This window comes from Gemella taiwanensis (genome assembly GCF_054054385.1).
Genome location: NZ_JBSMTL010000011.1, coordinates 35,478 through 56,516, shown reverse-complemented (window position 1 = coordinate 56,516; position 21,039 = coordinate 35,478). Strand labels below are relative to the sequence as shown.

At 29.1% G+C, this 21,039-nt stretch carries 21 protein-coding genes, 1 tRNA gene, 1 rRNA gene and 1 other annotated feature; of the genes, 14 read left to right on the top strand and 9 right to left on the bottom strand.

What is annotated here, in order from left to right; genetic code table 11:
* The 7 genes from ACWOA3_RS07555 to dnaA all read right to left on the bottom strand — a co-directional run.
* A 16S ribosomal RNA gene (locus ACWOA3_RS07555) occupies positions 1-64 on the bottom strand; the annotation flags it as partial.
* A 110-nt stretch (positions 65-174) separates the two neighbouring features.
* Positions 175-248: transfer RNA gene (locus ACWOA3_RS07550), tRNA-Gly, on the bottom strand.
* Positions 249-596: 348 nt separating this feature from the next.
* Complete coding sequence (locus ACWOA3_RS07545) at positions 597-1,637, bottom strand: LacI family DNA-binding transcriptional regulator (protein WP_442566798.1); 1,041 nt, start codon at positions 1,635-1,637, stop codon at positions 597-599.
* Between the two features lie 257 nt (positions 1,638-1,894).
* Positions 1,895-2,848 carry an L-lactate dehydrogenase gene (locus ACWOA3_RS07540; RefSeq protein WP_003147419.1) on the bottom strand — a complete coding sequence of 318 codons (954 nt, stop codon included), beginning with the start codon at positions 2,846-2,848 and terminating at the stop codon, positions 1,895-1,897.
* 573 nt (positions 2,849-3,421) lie between these two features.
* On the bottom strand, positions 3,422-4,612 hold the full coding sequence (locus ACWOA3_RS07535; protein WP_003147420.1) for a CynX/NimT family MFS transporter: 1,191 nt from the start codon (positions 4,610-4,612) through the stop codon (positions 3,422-3,424).
* A gap of 315 nt (positions 4,613-4,927) precedes the next feature.
* Positions 4,928-6,067 (bottom strand): DNA polymerase III subunit beta, encoded by a 1,140-nt coding sequence (gene dnaN / locus ACWOA3_RS07530; protein WP_003147421.1) that lies wholly within the window; start codon positions 6,065-6,067, stop codon positions 4,928-4,930.
* Between the two features lie 157 nt (positions 6,068-6,224).
* A complete protein-coding gene (gene dnaA, locus ACWOA3_RS07525) occupies positions 6,225-7,709 on the bottom strand; it encodes a chromosomal replication initiator protein DnaA (protein WP_442566795.1) in 1,485 nt (494 codons plus the stop codon).
* Between the two features lie 662 nt (positions 7,710-8,371).
* Here dnaA and rpmH point away from each other — a divergent pair.
* From rpmH to ACWOA3_RS07470, 11 genes are all read left to right on the top strand, one after another.
* Positions 8,372-8,506 (top strand): 50S ribosomal protein L34, encoded by a 135-nt coding sequence (rpmH, locus tag ACWOA3_RS07520; protein ID WP_003144116.1) that lies wholly within the window; start codon positions 8,372-8,374, stop codon positions 8,504-8,506.
* 126 nt (positions 8,507-8,632) lie between these two features.
* On the top strand, positions 8,633-8,977 hold the full coding sequence (gene rnpA / locus ACWOA3_RS07515; RefSeq protein ID WP_003147423.1) for a ribonuclease P protein component: 345 nt from the start codon (positions 8,633-8,635) through the stop codon (positions 8,975-8,977).
* A gap of 2 nt (positions 8,978-8,979) precedes the next feature.
* Complete coding sequence (gene jag / locus ACWOA3_RS07510) at positions 8,980-9,849, top strand: RNA-binding cell elongation regulator Jag/EloR (RefSeq protein WP_456885105.1); 870 nt, start codon at positions 8,980-8,982, stop codon at positions 9,847-9,849.
* Between the two features lie 8 nt (positions 9,850-9,857).
* The gene (locus tag ACWOA3_RS07505; protein ID WP_442566793.1) at positions 9,858-10,247 is read left to right on the top strand and encodes a response regulator; all 390 of its coding nucleotides are present in this window, start codon (positions 9,858-9,860) and stop codon (positions 10,245-10,247) included.
* A 353-nt stretch (positions 10,248-10,600) separates the two neighbouring features.
* Positions 10,601-11,983, top strand: a complete 1,383-nt coding sequence (mnmE, locus tag ACWOA3_RS07500; protein ID WP_456885102.1) for a tRNA uridine-5-carboxymethylaminomethyl(34) synthesis GTPase MnmE — start codon at positions 10,601-10,603, stop codon at positions 11,981-11,983.
* Between the two features lie 39 nt (positions 11,984-12,022).
* Positions 12,023-12,787 carry an exodeoxyribonuclease III gene (locus ACWOA3_RS07495; protein ID WP_456885098.1) on the top strand — a complete coding sequence of 255 codons (765 nt, stop codon included), beginning with the start codon at positions 12,023-12,025 and terminating at the stop codon, positions 12,785-12,787.
* A gap of 208 nt (positions 12,788-12,995) precedes the next feature.
* Positions 12,996-13,196, top strand: coding sequence for a hypothetical protein (locus ACWOA3_RS07490; RefSeq protein WP_456885094.1), 201 nt, complete (start codon positions 12,996-12,998; stop codon positions 13,194-13,196).
* 155 nt (positions 13,197-13,351) lie between these two features.
* The gene (locus ACWOA3_RS07485; RefSeq protein WP_456885091.1) at positions 13,352-13,477 is read left to right on the top strand and encodes a hypothetical protein; all 126 of its coding nucleotides are present in this window, start codon (positions 13,352-13,354) and stop codon (positions 13,475-13,477) included.
* A gap of 131 nt (positions 13,478-13,608) precedes the next feature.
* On the top strand, positions 13,609-13,998 hold the full coding sequence (locus ACWOA3_RS07480; RefSeq protein ID WP_456885111.1) for a GNAT family N-acetyltransferase: 390 nt from the start codon (positions 13,609-13,611) through the stop codon (positions 13,996-13,998).
* A 78-nt stretch (positions 13,999-14,076) separates the two neighbouring features.
* A complete protein-coding gene (locus tag ACWOA3_RS07475) occupies positions 14,077-14,529 on the top strand; it encodes a DUF3290 family protein (RefSeq protein WP_442566599.1) in 453 nt (150 codons plus the stop codon).
* Positions 14,529-15,161, top strand: coding sequence for a DUF421 domain-containing protein (locus ACWOA3_RS07470; RefSeq protein ID WP_456885089.1), 633 nt, complete (start codon positions 14,529-14,531; stop codon positions 15,159-15,161). Before ACWOA3_RS07475 ends, ACWOA3_RS07470 begins: the two co-directional genes overlap by 1 nt.
* Before the next feature lie 141 nt (positions 15,162-15,302).
* Here ACWOA3_RS07470 and ACWOA3_RS07465 read toward each other — a convergent pair whose 3' ends face one another.
* On the bottom strand, positions 15,303-15,584 hold the full coding sequence (locus ACWOA3_RS07465; protein ID WP_442566597.1) for a GNAT family N-acetyltransferase: 282 nt from the start codon (positions 15,582-15,584) through the stop codon (positions 15,303-15,305).
* Between the two features lie 653 nt (positions 15,585-16,237).
* Positions 16,238-16,475: a binding site (T-box leader), on the top strand.
* 75 nt (positions 16,476-16,550) lie between these two features.
* On the opposite strand from ACWOA3_RS07465, the gene ACWOA3_RS07460 reads away from it, so the two are divergent.
* Positions 16,551-17,828, top strand: a complete 1,278-nt coding sequence (locus tag ACWOA3_RS07460) for an O-acetylhomoserine aminocarboxypropyltransferase/cysteine synthase family protein (RefSeq protein WP_456885087.1) — start codon at positions 16,551-16,553, stop codon at positions 17,826-17,828.
* 371 nt (positions 17,829-18,199) lie between these two features.
* Here the strand turns inward: ACWOA3_RS07460 and fabZ are convergent, their stop codons facing one another.
* Positions 18,200-18,661, bottom strand: coding sequence for a 3-hydroxyacyl-ACP dehydratase FabZ (gene fabZ, locus ACWOA3_RS07455; protein WP_003147436.1), 462 nt, complete (start codon positions 18,659-18,661; stop codon positions 18,200-18,202).
* 677 nt (positions 18,662-19,338) lie between these two features.
* On the opposite strand from fabZ, the gene ACWOA3_RS07450 reads away from it, so the two are divergent.
* Together ACWOA3_RS07450 and ACWOA3_RS07445 are read left to right on the top strand one after the other, a co-directional pair.
* The gene (locus ACWOA3_RS07450; RefSeq protein ID WP_456885084.1) at positions 19,339-20,007 is read left to right on the top strand and encodes a response regulator transcription factor; all 669 of its coding nucleotides are present in this window, start codon (positions 19,339-19,341) and stop codon (positions 20,005-20,007) included.
* An 80-nt stretch (positions 20,008-20,087) separates the two neighbouring features.
* Positions 20,088-20,993, top strand: a complete 906-nt coding sequence (locus ACWOA3_RS07445; RefSeq protein ID WP_254263176.1) for a sensor histidine kinase — start codon at positions 20,088-20,090, stop codon at positions 20,991-20,993.
* The last annotated feature ends 46 nt before the right edge of the window (positions 20,994-21,039 follow it).

The window sequence follows — 21,039 nt, the reverse complement described above, 5'->3', positions numbered from 1 at the left end:
CGACTTGCATGTATTAGGCACGCCGCCAGCGTTCGTCCTGAGCCAGGATCAAACTCTCCAAATAAATTTGTTAGCTTGATTAGCTCATTAAAAAGTTTTATAGTTTCTTTTTAAAACTGTCCTTTTTGGAATTAACGTTGACTTAATTCGTTTAGTTTTCAATGTTCAAAATAATGGAGCGGGTGATGAGAATCGAACTCACAACATCAGTTTGGAAGACTGAGGTTTTACCACTAAACTACACCCGCATTATTTAATTTCTTTTTAAATGTTTGTTCAACACTTAAATTATTTTATCATTTTTAGAAGTTTTTGTCAAGAACTTTTTTTTATTTTTTTAAAAAGTTTTTTTTAGAACTTCTTATCTTTTTAAGACTTATTAATAATATCATTTCTTTTGTTTTTTGTCAAGATTTTTTTGAAATTTCTTAACATTTAATATTTTGAAATGTTTTATTGTTCGGCTTCTCTATCAGAAGACTTTTATTATTCTATCACCAGTTTTATATTATGTCAATAGAAAATGAAAAAAAAGTTTAGAAAATTTCATTTTTTCTATTTCTAAACTTTTTCTTCTATAGAATATGTTTTTTTATTTATTTTGTAGTTTGTCTATGAACTATTCTATAAGGTAGATTCATTTCATTTTCTTGTACATTAAATTCTTCTAATTCTACCTCATCTATTTCTTCACCTTTACGTTTTGCTTTTTCAATATCAATTATTTTTGTTAGTACACGCATTGATACTGCACCGATATCAAATATTGGTTGGAATACTGAAGAAATTTTCGGTCTTGTCATGTTTATTAGTTTTGTATTCTCTAATGAAAGGATTTGTAAATCACCTGGAATACTTACACCTAAATCTAGTGCTTGTTGCATTATAGCTAGCGCTACTTCATCAAACATAGTAATTACTACTTCTGAATCGATATTACTTAATGCTTTATATAGTTTATTACTTTCTTTATATGTTCTATATCCATCAATTATGTTTTGTGGTTTAAACTCTACTTTTTCTGAAGCAAGGGCATCTTTGTATCCTTTTATCAGTCTTTGAGTTTTTTGGCTTTCGTATTTATCTATTACTAATGAAATTTTTTTAGATCCTTTTGCTAAAAATTCTTTCGTTACATCGTATGCTGCTTTTTCATAATCAATGTTTACTGCATAGAAATCAGAATCTGTTCCTAGGTTACCTGCTAAAACTACTGGTATTTGAATATCTTGTAAGTAATTTTTTGAACTATCTGATAGTGAATGACCTAAGTAAATAATTCCATCTACTTGTTTACTTACAAATGAAGCGAAGATATTTTTTTCAATTTCTTTATCATCACATGAGTTTGCTAAAATAATGTTATATTTATACATATTAGCTACTGATTCTATACCACTAACTATTTCTGCAGAAGATAAATCTGCAATATCTGGTAATACTATACCAATAGTTGTTGTTTTTTTACTAGCTAGTCCTCTGGCAACAGCGTTAGGTGTATATCTTAATTTTTTGATAACCTCTTGTACACGTAGTCTTGTATCTTCTTTTACATTTGGATTATTATTAACAACCCTTGAAACTGTCGCCATCGATACTTTTGCTTCTTTTGCTACGTCATATATCGTTATTGTCATAGTTTTTCTCCTCTACTTTTTTATTTTAAATTTCTTTGATAACTTTAAAAACCTTTTCATCCGTATATATTGTACCAAATTTTTTTCTATAAGTCTAGTATTTGAAAACATTTTTTTCTATATTTATTTATTTTCAAAAAACGTTTACTTCCCTTTAATATTAATATTCATTTTATTGAAATAATAAAAAAAAGAAGAGTTAAATTCTCCTTAAAAATTTAAGATTAGAATCTAACTCTCCTATAATTTTCTTTAAATTATGCTTCTAAAGATGCGTATGCTTTTTCTAAAGTTTCTTTTAATACTTTAGCAGAGTGTTGCATTTTAGCTGTTTCTTCTTCAGTTAAGTCTAATTCTACTACTTCACGAACACCTTCGCGTCCAACGATAGCTGGAGTTCCGATATATAATCCGTCGATTCCGTAGTGTCCATCACAGTATCCACTTACTGCAAGCTCAACGTTTTCGTCACGTAATATAGCTTTAACGATTGTGAATAATGCAAGTCCGATTGCATAGTAAGTAGCACGTTTACGGTTGATTACTTCGTATGCAGCACGCATAACTTTTTCTTCTACATCAGCGAAATCTTCTTTAGTGTATTTAGAAGTTTCTAAGAATTTATCGAATTGTTTTCCGTAAACATTTACGTTACTCCATGCAGCAAGTTGAGTGTCTCCGTGTTCCCCAATGATATATCCACGAACACTGCTTGGTGCTAATCCTAATTTGTCTCCTAAGATGTAACGGAATCTTGAAGAGTCAAGAGTTGTACCAGATCCAACGATTCTGTTTCTTGGGAATCCAGTGAATTTTTGTAAAGCGTTAGTTAATACGTCTACTGGGTTAGATGCAATAACGATAACTCCATCGAATCCAGAAGCAACGATTTGTTCTGACATGTCTTTAACAACTTTAATGTTTTTGTCAACTAGGTCAAGACGAGTTTCACCTGGTTTTTGTGGAAGACCTCCAGCGATTACGATAACGTCTGCATCAGCACATTGTTCATATCCACCTGAAGTTACTTTAATAGGTGGTACTAAAGCTCCACCGTGGTTAAGGTCCATTGCTTCACCTTCAGCTTTTTCAGCGAAGAAGTCGATTAATCCTAGTTCTTCACAAAGTCCGCTTGAATATAATTGATAAGCAAAGCTCATCCCTACCATTCCTGCTCCTATTAAAACAACTTTTCTATTTTTCGCTTTCATAAGAAAACCTCCATTAATATATATATATAGTTTTAGATATTTTTTAAGTAATTATTTTTACTATTTTATTTTTATGGGATAAAATACTATAACAACTCTTATTAAAGTACGAATATCTCATTTCCCTTAGAATTATATCACACTATTGGAAAAAAAGAAAGTGTTTTTATTGCCTTTATTTATGCTATCTTGTTATTAATCTAAACAAATTTTCATATATTTTTTGAAATTTTTATAGTGTTTTATCTGCGAAAATTAAAGCGTTTTCCTTTTGTTGTCTTTGTTTATGCATACACTTTTAGTACAAGATAATTTTCTAATTTTATTATAATTAGTACATTTTTTAAGGTTAAATTTTTTAAAAAAATTTTATTTATTTTCTTTATTTTTCTACTTGTACTATTTATATTTAATTTTCTGTATTTATGTTACATTTAAGTGTATTAGTTATTTACTATTATTTTTCTACTCTGTAATATCACAGTTTTACGTTTTTCTTCTTATATTCTATATTTCTCTATTCATTTTCATAGATAAAAGAGGCTCAAATCATTTTTGAACCTCTTTCTTAAGTTATTTTTCTATTATATTCCCTTTTGAACTACAGTGTACTAGTGTCACTAATAATACCGCAGCAGTTAAAATTAATACATATAATCCTTTATTCCAATCTGAAATATCTCTAATGTATCCTAATAATGGTGGGAATACTGCAGCTAATAAATATCCTCCTGATTGAGCTAACCCTGAAATATCAGCCGCTTCTCTTTCATTTCTTGATTTAGCAGAGAATAGATACATTACATAAGAGAATGATCCTCCTCCAGCTAAGGCAAAGATAATAATAAAGATTAACATTGTTGCGAAATTTCCACTTGTATATAACATTCCTACTAATGATACTAAGTATCCTATAGTAATAATTACAGGAATAATTAGTTTATTATGTAGTTTATCTGCTAAAATCGGTACGATAAATGTTGATGGAAATTGTGCAAATTGGCTTATTGATAATAATAATCCTGCAGTTTCTGGCGTGAAACCTTTACTAATCATTATTTCTGAAAACCAAGAAACGCTACAATAAAATAGTGCTGATTGCAGCCCCATACTTAGCATAATAGTCCACACTTTCGAATGTTTAAAATATCCATGTACTTTCTCATGACTATCTTTCACTTCACTTACACGGCTATTTTTCGACATTGCTGTGTATACAAAAATATTAATTACAGCTATTACTAACCAAATATTAACAGCAAGACCTGTTGAGAATTTTTCTCCACCGATATTTGTACTTAAGATTGGGTAGCTAATACCAGCCGCAACTGCAGCTCCTACATTCATAACAACTGCATAAAAACCTGTCATAAGTCCTAATTTTTCTGGATAGTATTTTTTTACTAATCCTGGTAATAGTACATTACCTACAGTTATTCCTACTCCAATTATAAATGTCGTAAGAAAGAATACATACGTATTAATGTAAAATCTTAACGCTAATCCGATACTTATTGTAACAACAGCTAATAATAATGTTTTTTCTAATCCAGCTTTGTTTGAAAGTTTTGCTACCATAGGACTAAAAATTGCAAAAGCAATTAATGGGATTGTTGTAATAAATCCTGCCACTGTATTATTTATATCTAATATAGATTTTAATGGACCTAATATTGCCCCAACTGATGTTATAGGTGTTCTTAATATAAGACTTAAAAAGATAACACCAAGTATAATTAATATACTATTCGATTTTTTTGTCATTGTTCCTCCTTAGTTAACATAGAAAAAGGAGTGATTTTACTATTAAGAGTTTGGGATTAATTTAAAATCGATATTTTAAAAATATAATTTTATCGAATTTCCCTGTAAAGTTTATTAGATATCAATAAACTAATATGTTTATGATTTCTCATATAAACTTTTTTGAAATTTAGTACTTTTATGTCAGCACCTTTCCCTTATTATGTAAAATCTCCCCTACACAGTTTATTAGATATCCAAAAAGTTGTTAAAAAACTTGTTGAATATCTAATAAATAACTACATTTTTATGTTTAAATCTAATTTTTATATGTTATTAGTAAGTTCTTACCGGTAAAATTAATTCGATAATCTCTCTGTGGTAATCACTTGGTTGAATAATAAACGCTGTTAATTCTCCAGAGAACTTAACGATAATTTCTTCAGCTGCAACAGCAGATACCGCGTCTTTTAAATATTTACCAGATACAGAAATTTCAAATTTATCATCTTCTAACGTAGAAGAAACTTTTAATTCTTCTACAGCACTTCCTAAATCTTTTGATTGAGAAGAAACTTCTAATAGATTATCAGTAACTACTAATTTAATAATATCATCTTTATCTTCTCTACTCATTAATGCAACCCTATCTACAGCATTAAAGAATTCTCTACTATTAGCTACAAATGTACATTCAAAAACAGTAGGAATAAGTTTATTAGTATTTGGATAATTCCCGCTAATTAGTAATACTGTATAAACTACATTTTGGTAATAAAGAACTATTCTATTATTTTCATAGAAAATTTCTACTTGATCTTTTCCATTTTCTATCATTCTTTGGAAGTAAGTTAGAGCTTTTCTAGGAATAATTAAATTAAACTCTTTATTACTATCTTCATCATTAAGTGTAACTTGTCTTCTACTTAGACGATATGAGTCTGTAGCAGTCGCTGTTAAAATTTTGTTACTTAATGAGAAGTTAACTCCCTCTAAAATTGGTCTTTGATCATTAGGAGCTGTACAGAATACTGTTTCTTTAATAATATCATTAAAGATATTAGCTTCTAATTTAAGACTATTTTCTTTAGAAATAACTGGGAATTCTGGATAATCATTTGCATCATATCCTTTTACGTTAAATTCACTTTTTCCTGATTTAACTAATATGTTATTTTCTATTGTTTCAATTTCTATTAAATCAGTAGGTGCTTTTCTAATAATTTCTATAAAATTACGAGATGGTAATACTACTTGACCTTCTTCTTCAATAGTTATAATTTCTTTGTCATCTTCATAACTATTTATTGAATATTCAACAGATACTAAAGAATCACTTGCTTTTAATATAAGTTGATCTTTTTCTAATTCTATTTTTATACCTTTTAAAATTTCAAAAAGAGAATTAGGTGCTATTACTCTTGATACATGATTTAATCCATCAAGAAAATTTGATTTAGTTATAGTAAATTTCATTTTTTCTCCTTATATATAATATATATTTAATAAAATAATAATAATAAGGCCTGTAAAAACTGTGGAAAACTAAAGATAGCTCAAAAATATTGATTTTTTACTTGTTAATAACTTGTTAACAAAGTTTTGAATATCTATAGTAGAATTTAACAGGCTTCTAGATTTTTCCTAAACGTTCTTTTATCACTTCTATATCTTCAAAAATTTCAGGATTTTCATCTTTGCTAAGTTTTGCAATCTTATTAAATGAATAAAGAATAGAAGTATGATCTTTATTGAAGCAATCTCCTATAGAAGGGAATGATAAAGTAGTAAGTTCCCTACATAGATAGATAGCAATATTTCTAACCTGAACGACTTCCTTTTTACGAGAAGAAGATAATATATCATCAACCTTGATTTTATAGAAATCAGCACATACATTAATGATATTTTCAGGTGAGATATTTTTTCTTGGTGAAGTTTTAGCACTTTTTAGTATTTCCTCGGCAATACTAAGTGAAGGTTGTTCATGTTTAGAAGTTGCTGTGAACTTAATGCGTTTAAGCACACCTTCAAGCTCTCTTATATTAGAAGAGACATTGCTAGAAATATAAGTAAGTGTTTCTTCATCTAGTTTAATATCGAACTGTTCGCATTTAAATTTAATAATAGCCATACGAGTTTCGAAGTCAGGTGGTGTAATATCTGCAGTTATCCCCTGACTGAATCTAGTAACCAATCTATCTTCCAAATCATTAAGTTGAGATGGAGAGCGATCACTTATAAGAACGATCTGTTTTTGATTCATTTGTAGTTCATTAAATGTATGGAAAAATGCGTTTTGTGTTTCTGTTTTCCCTGATAAAAATTGAATATCATCGATTAAAAGAGCATCTACATCACGGTATTTTCTTCTAAAGTCTTCATCCGCATTAGTATAATTGTTCTTGTCTTTCATCGGTTTAATAGAAGCAAGAAACTCATTTAAGAATTTCTCAGAAGATATACACTCTATTTTAAAATCAGGGAAATTAGCTTCCATTTCATTACCAATAGCGTGAAGTAAGTGAGTTTTTCCAAGTCCAACCCCTCCGTATATAAATAGCGGATTGTATATTCCACCAGGAGAAACAGCCACGTTCCAAGCTATATTATGTGTAAAAGCATTCCCTTCTCCTACTACAAAGTTTTCAAATGTATAGTTTTTATTAAGAGTAGGGTTTTTCTTACTTGCTATAATATTCTTATTTGGTTCAGGTTTTTTATAATCTTCTAGAGGGAAAGTTTGTTTTTGATAAAAATGTTGAGCTCCAGAAGGTTTGTCACCTTGAAGGAAATTCTGTCTAATTAAGTTTTCTGCTGCTGGTTTTTCATCTTCAACATGAGGAGTAATTAGCGGAAGACCATTATCAAGGGAAGTATATTCTATATTGAAATCAAATCCAGTATTTTTCTTTAGTATTTCTTTTAATTTTTGATCATAAGCACTTTGAATAAATTGAGAAATAAGAGCTTCTTTACTAGTAATAACGATAGATTTTTTCATAAAATCGACATTATCGATAGAAGCACTAGAAAACCATGTATCAAATACATGAGGATCTACAGTACTTTTTAGTTCGCGAAGAATTATTTCCCATAAGAAATTAGAATTACTCAATGAAATACCTCCTTAAAAAAATATATAAATAATTATAGCATAAACTGTTAATAAAATAAAATGATAGTTATTAACAAGTTGTTAACAGAAGTTTTTAACTATGTGAATAATATACTAGGAAAAAGCTGTGAATATGTTAAAAAGTAAAGAAATAAAAGAAGGAAGAATAAAATATCAATAAGTTTTTCACAAAGAGCAACATTGATATAAATATAGTTTATAAGTTTTTCACACACAATTAACAACTGTGGAAAACTTTTAAATGTGAAATTGTTAATAACGTTATAAATCTGTGAAAAACTAATAAGAAAGTAAAATTGAGATTTTAAAGTTATTTAAGTTATTCACAAAAAATTGTGGATAACTATTTAACAACTGTGGAAAAGTTAGTAGGAAATATACTTAAATATTTTTTTATAGTTTTTAAGTGATTATTAACAACTATATTATTTTTTTTGTACTTTAAGGGGGATTTATATTAATAGGTTAAAAGAAATATTACTCATAAATAGTGCTAAAAAGACTGTCATTTAGAATATTTTTCTTTAAGAAAATATTTTTTTTGAAAAAATGAGGTTTTTGCTTGATAAATTATTTCAGATATGTTAAACTAATTCAGTTATTACATCTATCTAAGTTAAAGAAAACTCGAGGAGGACAAAATGAAACGTACGTATCAACCAAATAAAAGAAAACATTCAAAAGTACACGGATTTAGAGCTAGAATGAGCACTAAAAACGGAAGAAATGTATTAGCAAGACGTAGAGCTAAAGGAAGAAAAGTTCTTTCAGCTTAATGTTTGCACTGAGGGTATCACGAAAGTGGTACCCTTTTTTTTATTAGTCAGTCCTAAAAAATATGAAAGATAGTTGTAAAAAAGTAAATAAACTGTTAAAATATTAGTGTTAAGAAAGGTTTTAAAATGAAAAAAGAATATAGAGTAAAAAGAAGTCAAGATTTCGATAATATTATAAGAAAAAAACAATCTTTTGCGAATAGACAGTTTGTTATTTATTATCAAAAAAATAATTTAGACCACATGCGTTTAGGAATTTCTGTAAGTAAAAAATTAGGAAAAGCCTTCGAACGTAATAAAATAAAAAGATATATACGAGAAACTTTTAAAACAAGAAAAGAATATGTAAAAAACTATGATATAATAGTGATTGCAAGACCTGGTGCTAAAGAATTGCCGTTTTTAGAATTTGGTAGCAGCATCGATCATGTTTTAAAAAGATCAAAACTTATGAAAGCGAAGAGGAGTTAAGAATGGAAAAAGAATATTATTATATTGGAGCTACTGTAGATGAGGCTATTAAAAAGGGGTTAAAAGACCTATCTTTATCAGAAGATGCAGTGAAAATTGAAGTAATCGAAGGTGGTAGTACAGGTATCTTCGGATTATTCAAAAAAGAAGCAAAGGTAAAATTAATTCCATTAGATGAAGAATATAATAAAGATGAAGCTGTTGCTAAAGTTATTGAAGTAGAGAAAAAAGAAGAAAAAGTTGTTGAGGTTGAGGAAACAACTGAAAAAACAGAAGAAGTTTCAGTAGAAAAAGTAGTTGAACAAGAAGCTCGTGTTGAAAAAACAGAAATAGTTGAAGAAGAAACTGTTGTTGAAACTGAAGAAGCAGAAACAGCAGAAGAGCCGATTAAAAAAGCTAAAAGAGAAGATTATATCGTAAAAAATCAAGACCGTATCGTAAGTTACCTACAAAATATCGTTATTGCGATGGGATATCCTGATGCTACTGTTGATTTTAGAGAAGATGGAAACCGTCACTTCACTTTAAATATTAAAACAGAAGAAAATACTAGCCTAATTATCGGGAAACGTGGTATAACTTTAAATAGTTTACAGTTTTTAGTTAATAACTTCGCTAAAAAATTCAGCTCACACTACTTCAGAATTGAAGTAGACTGTGACGATTATAGAGAAAATCGTAAGAAAACATTAGAAGACTTAGCATTAAACTTAGCTAAGAAATCTAAGAAAATTGGAAAACCAGTTGAATTAGAACCTATGACAAGTATTGAAAGAAAAATTATTCACAATGCTTTAACAGGTATTAAAAACGTTGAAACAGAATCACGTGGTGAAGAGCCACATAGATATTTAGTTATTACAGCTAAATAGGAGGTCTAATGAAGACAGTATTAATAGTTGATGATAGTTCTTATTATAGAAGCCGTGGTGCGGAAGTTGTTAGTCGTGCAGGATATGAGTATTATTTTGCAGAAAATGGAGAACAAGCTGTGCGAATGTATAGAAGAATAAAACCAAATTTCGTAACAATGGATATTTGCATGCCGATAATGGATGGCTTAGAAGCAACTAAAGAAATTTGTACGAAATTTCCTGGGGCGAAGGTACTTATCTGCAGTAGTGTTGGACATGTACCTGTGTACAAAAGACAGGCATTCGCTAACGGAGCATGTGGAGTACTACCGAAAGAATATGATTTAGATGATTTAGAATTCGCTATTTCAGAAATTGAAATTATGAATGAAGAGGGAGTGACTCAAAAATCGTGATTTCGTAGAAATCGATTTTGTCGAGTCACCCCCGCACAGTTTATTAGATATCTAAAAAGCTTTTATAAAGCGATTTTAGATATCAATAAACCACTGCGTCTATGAGTTCTCATATACACTTTGTTAAAATTTAAGTCTTTTGGGGGGCAATCCCTTTTCAATAAATAATAAAAATGAGTAGTTTGGAGATTTATCCAGGCTACTTATTTTTTAACGTTGAAATTTGATTTCAAGTAGTTAATAGTTAGCAGTATATAGTTCGGTCGTATATAGAGAAAATTTCAAAGGAATAGTGTATAATAAATAAGATATGAATTTTTTATTAATATAAAAATTTTAAAGGAGTTTGAACAATGAGTGAAACAATTTGTGCTATATCGACAGCTCTAGGAGAAGGAGCTATAGGTATTGTTAGACTTAGTGGTGACGAAGCATTTAGCATTGCCGAAAAAATAGTAAGACTACCAAAAGGAAAAACTGTAGAAAGTCTAGCTAGTCACACTATAAATTATGGAAATGTAGTTGATCCAACTACGAATGAAAAAATCGAGGAAATTATGCTTGTAAAAATGGTAGGTCCTCGTACGTACACTACAGAAGACGTTATAGAAATTAACTGTCACGGTGGTATTGTAACGATTCAAAAAGTACTGGCACTTTGCTTAGAACACGGTGCTAGAATGGCTGAGCCAGGAGAATTTACAAAACGTGCCTTCTTAAATGGTCGTATCGATTTAACGCAAGCAGAAGCTGTAATCGACTTTATTAAGAGTAAAACAGATGAGGCTAGTCAAATAGCTAATAATCAAATGCAAGGACGCTTATCAACGCTTATTAAACGCTTGCGAGCTGAAATTTTAGATATCTTAACAGTTGTTGAGGTAAATATTGATTATCCTGAATACGATGACCTAGAAATAGAAACGACAAAAACTATTCTTGAAAAATCAACAAGTATTAGAAATAGTTTAGAAAGTCTATTAGAGACATCAAAACAAGGGAAAATAATTAAAGAAGGAATAAATACAGCGATTATTGGACGACCAAACGTTGGTAAGAGTTCGCTTTTAAATAACCTGCTGCAAGAAAATAAAGCTATCGTAACTGATATTGCAGGAACAACTCGTGACGTTCTAGAAGAGTATGTGAATATTAAAGGAGTACCTATTAAATTAATCGATACAGCAGGTATTCGTGAAACAGACGATATCGTAGAACAAATAGGTGTTAAACGCAGTAAAGAAGCTCTAGAAAAAGCGGATTTAGTACTATTCTTATTAAATAGTAGCGAAGAATTAACAGAAGACGATAAAGAGTTATTAAAACTAACAGAAGGCAAAACAACTATTGTAATATTAAATAAACTAGATTTAGAGACAAAAATTGATATTGAAGAAGTTGAAAAATTAGCATATAACCATCCTATTATAAAAACATCTATGACAACATATAAAGGAATAGATGAACTAGAGAAAAATATAAGAGACCTATTCTTCGGTGGAGCTGCTCGTCCAAAAGATGCGACATATTTATCAAACACACGTCAAATCAATCTTATTCAACGTGCATTAGCTAGTTTAAACGATGCTATCGGTGCGGCTGAATTAGGATTAGAAGTAGACATGGTGTTAATAGACTATACGAATACATTCAATTTATTAGGAGAAGTTATCGGAGAAAACTCTGGTGATGAACTGATAAATGAATTATTCAGTAGATTCTGTTTAGGAAAATAAAATGTTTCACATGAAACATGAAACAACAAGGAGAACGAAATGAAATGTATAAGTTTTAATGTCAATGGTCTTAGAGCGATTGTTGGTAAAAATTTTGAAGAAGATTTTAAGAAATTAGATGCTGATTTCTTTTGTTTACAAGAAACGAAGATGCAAGCAGGTCAATTAGATTTGCAATTTGATGGGTATTACAGCTATTTCAATTATGCTGAACGTAAAGGATACTCAGGAACTGCAATATATACTAAACACGAACCGATAAATGTAACATATGGTATAGGAATCGAAGAACATGATACAGAAGGTCGTGTAATTACATTAGAATATGATAAATTCTTCTTTATTACAGTGTATACGCCGAACTCAGGTAGTGAGCTTAAGAGATTAGAATACCGTATGAGTTGGGAAGAAGATTTTAAAAATTATTTATTAGAATTAAACAAAAATAAAGGTGTAGTTGTTTGTGGAGATTTAAATGTTGCTCACACAGAAATAGATTTAAAAAATCCAAAATCAAACACAAAAAATGCAGGATTCACACCAGAAGAAAGAGAAAAATTCACGAAGTTATTAGATGCAGGTTTTATAGATACATTTAGATATTATAATCCAGATTTAACAGGTTCATACTCTTGGTGGAGTTATCGCTTTAATGCACGTAAAAACAATGCAGGATGGAGAATTGATTACTTCTTAGTAAGTCGTGACTTAGAAAAGTACTTAGAAAGTGCGGCTATTCACAATGAAATATTTGGTAGTGATCATTGTCCTGTTGAGCTTGTATTAAAAGACAATTTGTTGTAAAATAAAATATGCGTTATGGTAAACCATGACGTGTATTTTTAATGAACCAGACTCAAGTTTAATATTGTAAGCTGGTACTTTATAAATATTAAAGAATATAAACAACAATTTAAAAAATATCATATAAAATGAACGGAGGCGACTTAATTAGAATAAACTATAATATTAGGTTGCATCCGTTATTAATTTTTTAGAAAAGAGGTAATTTATGGGACCAAAATTCTATATAGAAGATGTAAATGATTGTGATTCACAATATTCTATTGATTATATAAAATTCGATGAACTAGGGAAAATAGATATTGTTAGAGAAACATACGGACGAAATTATTTAGTAGAAAGAGATATACAGTTACCAATTTTTGAATCAGAATCTGAATATATCGATTATTTGATGGAAAAGATATAATAGATCCATATTTAGCAGATGTATTACATAGATTAGTTGGACATACACCTGAAAACATAGTAATTGATGAAGTATCTTTAAATAATGCATTATTTATAGGGGATGCCAGAGGCGCAGATAGACCTGGGGGATTTAAAGATGCCTTCGAACTACTTATGGAAGCTACGCTGATATGGGAATTTTCCGCTATAGAGGCGATGGAAAAAACTATGCAGGTAATAAGAACACTACTACACGATAAAGAGCATAGATACCAAGAAAAACTAATTAGAATAAAATAGGTGAAACTATGTTAAGAACAACGAAAAAAGATGAATTAGAAGTTGTAATGAAGATAATAGAAGATGGTAGGGAGTTTTTAAAAGAACAAGGTGTGAATTAGTGGCAACATGGTGCACCTAGTCGAGATACGATTATTAATGATATCAACGAAGGAATATCATACATATACGATAAATCGGGTGAGATAGTTGCTACAGCTATGCTCACTACTTTTGATGAAGATTATGAAAACTCCCATACTTTTTGGTCAGAAAATTCTAGTTATTTAGCTATTCATCGTTTAGCTACGGCAAAAAAATTTCGGCATCAAGGAATTGCTCGAGAATTTATGCAAGCTATTTATCTTTTTGCTAAGTCTCAAAACATAAAATTTTTAAGAATAGATACGCATATAGATAATAAAATAATGAGAAAATTTTTAAGTAGATTTGGATTCAAAGAAAAAGATGTTATAAAATTAACTATGAAAAATATTTTAGATGATAAAGAAAGAGTTGCTTACGAATTAGAAGTAAGATAAAGAGCAATGTTTCATGTGAAACCAAAGAAGAAAATATAACCGAGTTTCACATGAAACAATATACAAGGAGGAAAAACGATGAAATTTTATTCTTACGAATACTTACAGAGTAAAATAGAACAAAATAATTTAGTAGGAATTGTAATAGTAGGATTACTACTTTTAGTATTGTTGTTCAGTTTAGTTAAATATTATAAGAATAAACAAGACACAAAATATAGAGAGTTATCAATAATACTTGTATTAGGAACAATATTAGCAGTAACCATAGGTATAGGAAATTATCAAGATAAAGCTATTTCTTCAAATAAATATAGGAGTTCGGTACAATTTATTGAAAAAATAGCGAAGCATTTAAATATAGAAAAAACACGTATCTATATTAATAGTGAAGCATCAATAGAGAATTCATTTGTAAAAATTGATGATACATATTATAGAGTAATAAGTAGTGGTAAAAAAGATGATTATCTATTAGAAAAAATTGATTTAGTAAATCCAGTAGTAGAAAAAGTGGAGGTGAAAAAATAATGCAACTTTCATATATAGATTTAGCAATTAAATTAACGTTAGGATTACTATCATTAGTGATCGTAATTAATGTTTCTGGTAAAGGTAATTTAGCACCATCTTCAGCAAGTGATCAAGTGCAAAACTACGTACTTGGGGGGATTATTGGTGGTGTAATCTATAATCCAGCAATCTCAATCCTACAGTATATAAATATCTTATTAATATGGGTTATTTTAGTACTTATTCAAAAATGGTTGAAAACAAACAATATGTTCTTCAAAAAAATAGTAGATGGAGAACCGATTACTGTGGTGAAAAATGGAAAAATAGATGTAGAAGCTACAAGAAAGAGTGGTTTGACTGCTCATGATTTAGCGTTCAAACTAAGAAGTCAGGGAGTATATAGTATTAAAAAAGTTAAAAGAGCCGTGTTAGAACAAAATGGACAATTAATCATAGTATTAGAAGGCGATGAGAATCCTAAGTATCCAATAATTACAGATGGCAACATTCAAATTAACACATTAGAATCAATGGATAAAACAGAAGACTGGCTGAAAGAAACTTTATTAGAAATGGGATATGAAGATACCTCTAAAATATTCCTAGCAGAATACGACAAAGGGCAATTACACATTGTAGAATACTAAAATAATAATATTATTAAACAATATTACGTAAATATCTCTAGAATGTAAAACAAAAACAAAATATAAAAATAATAATATCAGTTAATGTTATAAAAAATAAAAGCAGGAAATTGAAAAAATCAATTTCCTGCTTTTAAAAAACTATTTTTCAGCGTTAATAAAATCGAAAGAAGAATCTTCTTGGAATTTTTTAACGACATAAGAGCAAGTTGCGATAATTTTTTTGTTTTGTTCGTGCATATCTTTAACAAGAGCGTCTAATAGCTTCCCTGCTACACCTTGACCACGAAGTGATGAATCGACAAAAGTGTGATCTGCAACAACTACATTAGGATTGCTAGTAGTAGAATAAGTAATTTCAGCAATTATCCTACCATTCTCATCATATTTAACGAAACCATTATTTGTTTTAGTGAATTCCATATAAACCTCCTAGGATAATCATATAGTAATATGAGTGTTATTACTGTTATTATATCATAAAAAAGAGGAAAAGACGTGTAAATGAATCAACAGAGAAGTAGAGGATGTAAAAAAAGGGAGAAGAGGTTTATGAAGAAGGGACAAAATGTATGTAGTTGGAAAGAAGCTTATTAAATAGTATTTTAGAGAAAAGGAGGTGCAATTTATGATTAAAGGAATAAAAGGAAATGAAAGAAAGTGTTTGAGTAGGAACAATATATTTCAATATCCAGTTAAAATAATATTTATCTGCTATCTTCTCCTTTTTTTCGATCTTTGCGCAGGTATATATTCACTTTATTTTATATTCACCCTTTTTTTCTAGTTTTATTTTGTTTTTTTTTGATATTTATTTCCCCTCCCTTTTTCTCTTTGTTTTTTAATAGATTTTTTCCCTTATTTTTAAAGTTCACACGAAAAAATAAAAAATAATCATTTCTTAAATTAAAATAAATACTTTCACTAGATTTTTATTTTTAAAATGATAAATAAATTAAAATATTTTTATAAGATTTTTTGTTTAACATCTTATAGAAGAAAAAAAACGTTTTAATTTTTAAAAAAAAGTTATTGACAAATATATAAAACGGGTGTACAATGAGTTTAAAATTTAATATAAAACGTTGAAAAGATAAGTAGATTAATACGTAGCTACAACAGAGAGTTGCTGGATGGTGTGAAGTAACAAGGTGAAGATTAGTTGAAAATGGTCTTAGAGTTTTGTTTATCTAATAGGTAAACACGTGAGCTGCACGATATAGCACACAGTATAAACATGTACTGAATAAGGTACTAATCGCAAGGTTAGTATAAACTAGAGTGGTAACGCGAATTAAGATACTCGCCTCTATTGCATAAGCAATAGGGGTGTTTTTTTATTATCTAAAACACAGAACTTATCAAAACGTAGAAAAGAGGAAATATATTATGACAAGAAAATTTAGCTTTGAAACATTACAATTACACGCAGGACAAACAGTTGGGGATACAAAAGCAAGAGCTGTACCGATTTATCAAACAACATCATTCGTTTTCGATGATACGCAAGATGCTGCAGATTCATTTGCATTAAGAAAAGCTGGAAATATTTATACACGTATTACCAACCCTACTACGGCTGTTTTTGAAGAAAGAATCAATGCTTTAGAAGGTGGAGTTGGTGCATTAGCAGTAGCTTCAGGAATGGCTGCAATTACATATGTATTTTTAACATTAGCTCATGCTGGAGATCATATTGTATCTTCTAAAAATGTGTATGGAGGAACTTACAACCTATTAAAACTTACATTACCTCGTTATGGAGTAGATGCAACTTTTGTTGATCCAGACAACTTTGAAGAAATTGAACAAGCTATTACAGATAAAACTAAAGCATTATTTGTAGAAACTTTAGGAAATCCATTAGTAAACGTAGCAGATTTAGAAAAATGGGCTGAAATTGCTCACAAACACAAAATTCCATTAGTAGTAGATAACACATTTGCTAGTCCATACTTAATCAATGCATTTAGCCATGGCGTAGATATTATCGTTCACTCTGCGACTAAATTCATTGGTGGACACGGAACATCAATTGGTGGTGTTATCGTAGACAGTGGTAAATTCGACTGGGAAGGTAGTGGTAAATTCCCTCAATTAGTAGATGAAGATCCAAGTTACCACAACTTGAGTTATACAAGAGACGTAGGTGCTGCGGCGTTTATCACAAATGTAAGAACACAATTATTACGTGACACAGGAGCAGCATTATCACCATTCAACGCGTTCCTATTATTACAAGGATTAGAAACATTATCTCTAAGAGTGGAACGCCATGTAGAAAATACTAAGAAAGTATTAGACTTCTTAGCTAAACACCCTAAAGTAGAATCAATCAACTACCCTGGATTAGAAGGAAACAAATACTATGAATTAGCTAAAAAATACCTACCTAAAGGTAGTGGTTCAATCTTCTCATTCGATGTAGTTGGTGGAGAAGAAGCAGCCCGTAAAGTAATTGATAGTTTAGAAATATTCTCTAACTTAGCGAATGTAGCTGATGCGAAAAGTTTAGCAATCCACCCTGCTTCAACTACACACGGTCAATTAAGTCCAGAAGAATTACAATACACAGGAATTACTCCTGCGCAAATTAGATTATCAATCGGTCTAGAAAACGCAGATGACTTAATCGAAGATTTACGTTTAGCATTAGAAAATATTTAATATAGAAGAAACAAAAATGTTTTACGTGAAACATTTATAAGATTACTAAATACCGATTAACCTTAAAAAAATATATATTTATAGAATATGTGCGGGGTTAAGACTTGACTTCTGATAATTTAATAACCGTTTATTTTTGTATTGTATATTTATAATAAACACGTCTTAACCCTCGCGAGTTTTCTCTTTTTGGAAGGTGATTAACAAAAGATAAATAATGATATAAACAGTATCGACATTTATCTTTAGAGTTAATCACCTTCTTTTATATTCAGTTATAAAAAAGAGGGTATATAAAAAAAGTCTTTTTAGGGAAATATCCTAAAAAGACCTGTATAAAGGATAATAATTACGTTAATAGGGTGAAAAAACTAACTTTTAGCTATTAACATATCACCTGAGGCAACTTCTTTACCATTTTCATCTTGAATCACAGCATTTACTCTTATAAGACTACGTAAACTAGACTGTAATTCACATATAATCTTTAATTGATCCCCAGCTGTTACTAGTCTTTTAAATTTAAAGTTTTTAACGCTAGCTAAATAACCAACATTATTTGTGACAGTTTCAAAATCAGTCTGTTCATTCACTTCTTCTACTCCTAAAGAGTCTAGAATACACAGTAAACCTGCAGATTGTGCTGCCATTTCAATCATTAAAACACCTGGTACAACAGGTTTTTTAGGGAAATGACCCTGGAAGTAAGGTTCGTTTATCGTTATATTTTTACGACATTCAATTGAGCCGGGTTTATAACTAATTACTTTATCTACCAATAAGAAAGGGTAGCCGTGAGGTAATAACTTCATTATAGTTTCAATATTAATCATGACAATAAAACTCCTTTTTGTGAAAAATTATTTCAATTCTTATTAAAAAATACCTTAAAACATTAAATATCTTTACTATATATAATAGAATTTTATTCCTCAATTGTCAAATTAAATAGAAAAATCGTTTGATTAAATAAACTATAATTTCTTAAGTTATTAAAACTAGTTAAAATATTTTTTTAGTGAATATATGCTGAAAGTAGAGTGAATTTAGAATAAAATACCTTATTTTCGTATACTCCCCTTCCCTTTTTTTTTTTTTTTTCACATACCCTTCTCTTCCACCATTTTTTTTAGGTGATTCCCCTCTTTTTTTACATAGATTTATTCCCTTTTCTTTAAAAATCACAATAAACTTTATATATTCATTTCTTTAATACGTATTTTACTACTAAATAATGAATAACATCCCTCCTCTTTTTTACTTCTAGACTCTCTCCCCTCCCCTATCAGTATTTTATTATTTAAATTTTATTTATAAAAACAGTTAACTATAAGAAATATCGATTATAAAATATTAAGGTCAATTAATTTTAATTTTATTATAAAAATTATAAATAACTTTAATATTTAAGGAAAATACTCCTCTTTTATATAAATTTAAGAATTAATTTCTGTTTGTTTACATTTTATGGTATAATTTTATTAAAGTTTTACAATAAGGAGGAGATAACGTGTATAAAGTAATGATAGTAGAAGATGATGAGATAATTTCTAACTCAATAGCTGGCTATCTTAATAAATGGCAGTACACTACACATGAAGTAAGTAACTTTCAAAATGTTATTACTGAATTTGTAGAAGAAAAGCCAGACATAGTGTTAATGGATATAAATCTCCCCTATTTTGATGGATATTATTTTTGTGAAGAAATAAGAAAAATATCTAAAGTACCTATTATATTTATTTCATCAGCTAGCGATGATATGAATATAGTTATGGCTATGAATATTGGTGCAGATGATTTTATAGAAAAACCTTTTAAACTAGTAGTATTAAAAGCTAAAATAGAAGCTCTATTAAGACGTGTTTATAATTTTAATAGTAGTAATTCGCTAATTGTTTATAAGGAAGTTATTTTTGATATAAATAAAGATGAAATTAAATACAAAGATAATATTGCAACATTAACAAAAAATGAAAGTAAAATTTTGACGATATTATTAGAAAATAGAGAAAAGATTGTTTCTAGAGAAGATATAATAGCCGCTTTATGGCAAAGTGATAACTTCATCGATGAAAACACCCTATCGGTTAACATAAATAGGCTGAGAGCTAAGTTAAAAAGTATAGGAATAGATGAATTTATTACGACTAAAAAAGGTAAAGGATACATCGTCTAATGGAAATATTAAAAAGTTATTTAAAGAAAAACATAAAAGTATATATTTTATTTATAGTTTTTATTCTAATATTTTTCATTATGTTTTATTTGTATAATTTACCACTTGAGGCGCTAATTTATACAGGAAGTTTTTGTTTTTTAGCAGCGCTTATAGCTAGCTTTTCTGATTTTGTTAATTATAAAGAAAGCTATAAGAAATTAAATTTCTTGGAGCAAAATATACTAAATGACCTAGAAGCTCTGCCGAAAAGTTTGGATATTAGAATAGACTATTATCATAAAATTATAGAGAAATTATATGAAGAGTTGGAGAAATTAACTCAGGAAAATCGACAAAAAAATACAGATATGGTCGATTACTACAGTATGTGGGTTCATCAGATAAAAACGCCGATTGCTGCGATGAATTTTCTATTGGATAATGAAGAAGTAGATCAAAAAATCTTACAGCAAGAACTGTTTAAAATAGAACGATATGTTGAGATGGTTTTAACGTACATAAGATTAGATAGCACGTCGTCGGATTATGTTATAACGAAGATTAATCTCGATGAAGTTGTGAAGGATACTGTAAAAAAATATGCAGCGTTATTCATTAACAAAAAGATAAAATTAAACTATGTTTCACATGAAACAATGGTGATTAGTGATAAAAAATGGTTGAGTTTTGCCTTTGAACAAATATTAGGTAATAGTGTGAAATATTCTAGCACGAATGGCGAGATAACTATTGAAACATTTGAAAACAAACTTGTTATAGAAGATAAAGGAATAGGTATTAAAGAAGAGGACTTACCTCGAATTTTCGAAAAAGGTTTTACAGGTTTTAATGGAAGATATGAAAAAAAATCGAGTGGTCTAGGTTTATATTTATGTAAAAAAACTCTAGATAAACTTGGGCATCACATTGAAATTTCTTCAACAGTTGGAAAAGGAACTAGAGTAGAAATTACATTCCCAAAAGAAGATACATTGAGGGATTAGATAAAGAACAAGGCAATAAAGAATCCTCTTAAGAGTTAGATTATGA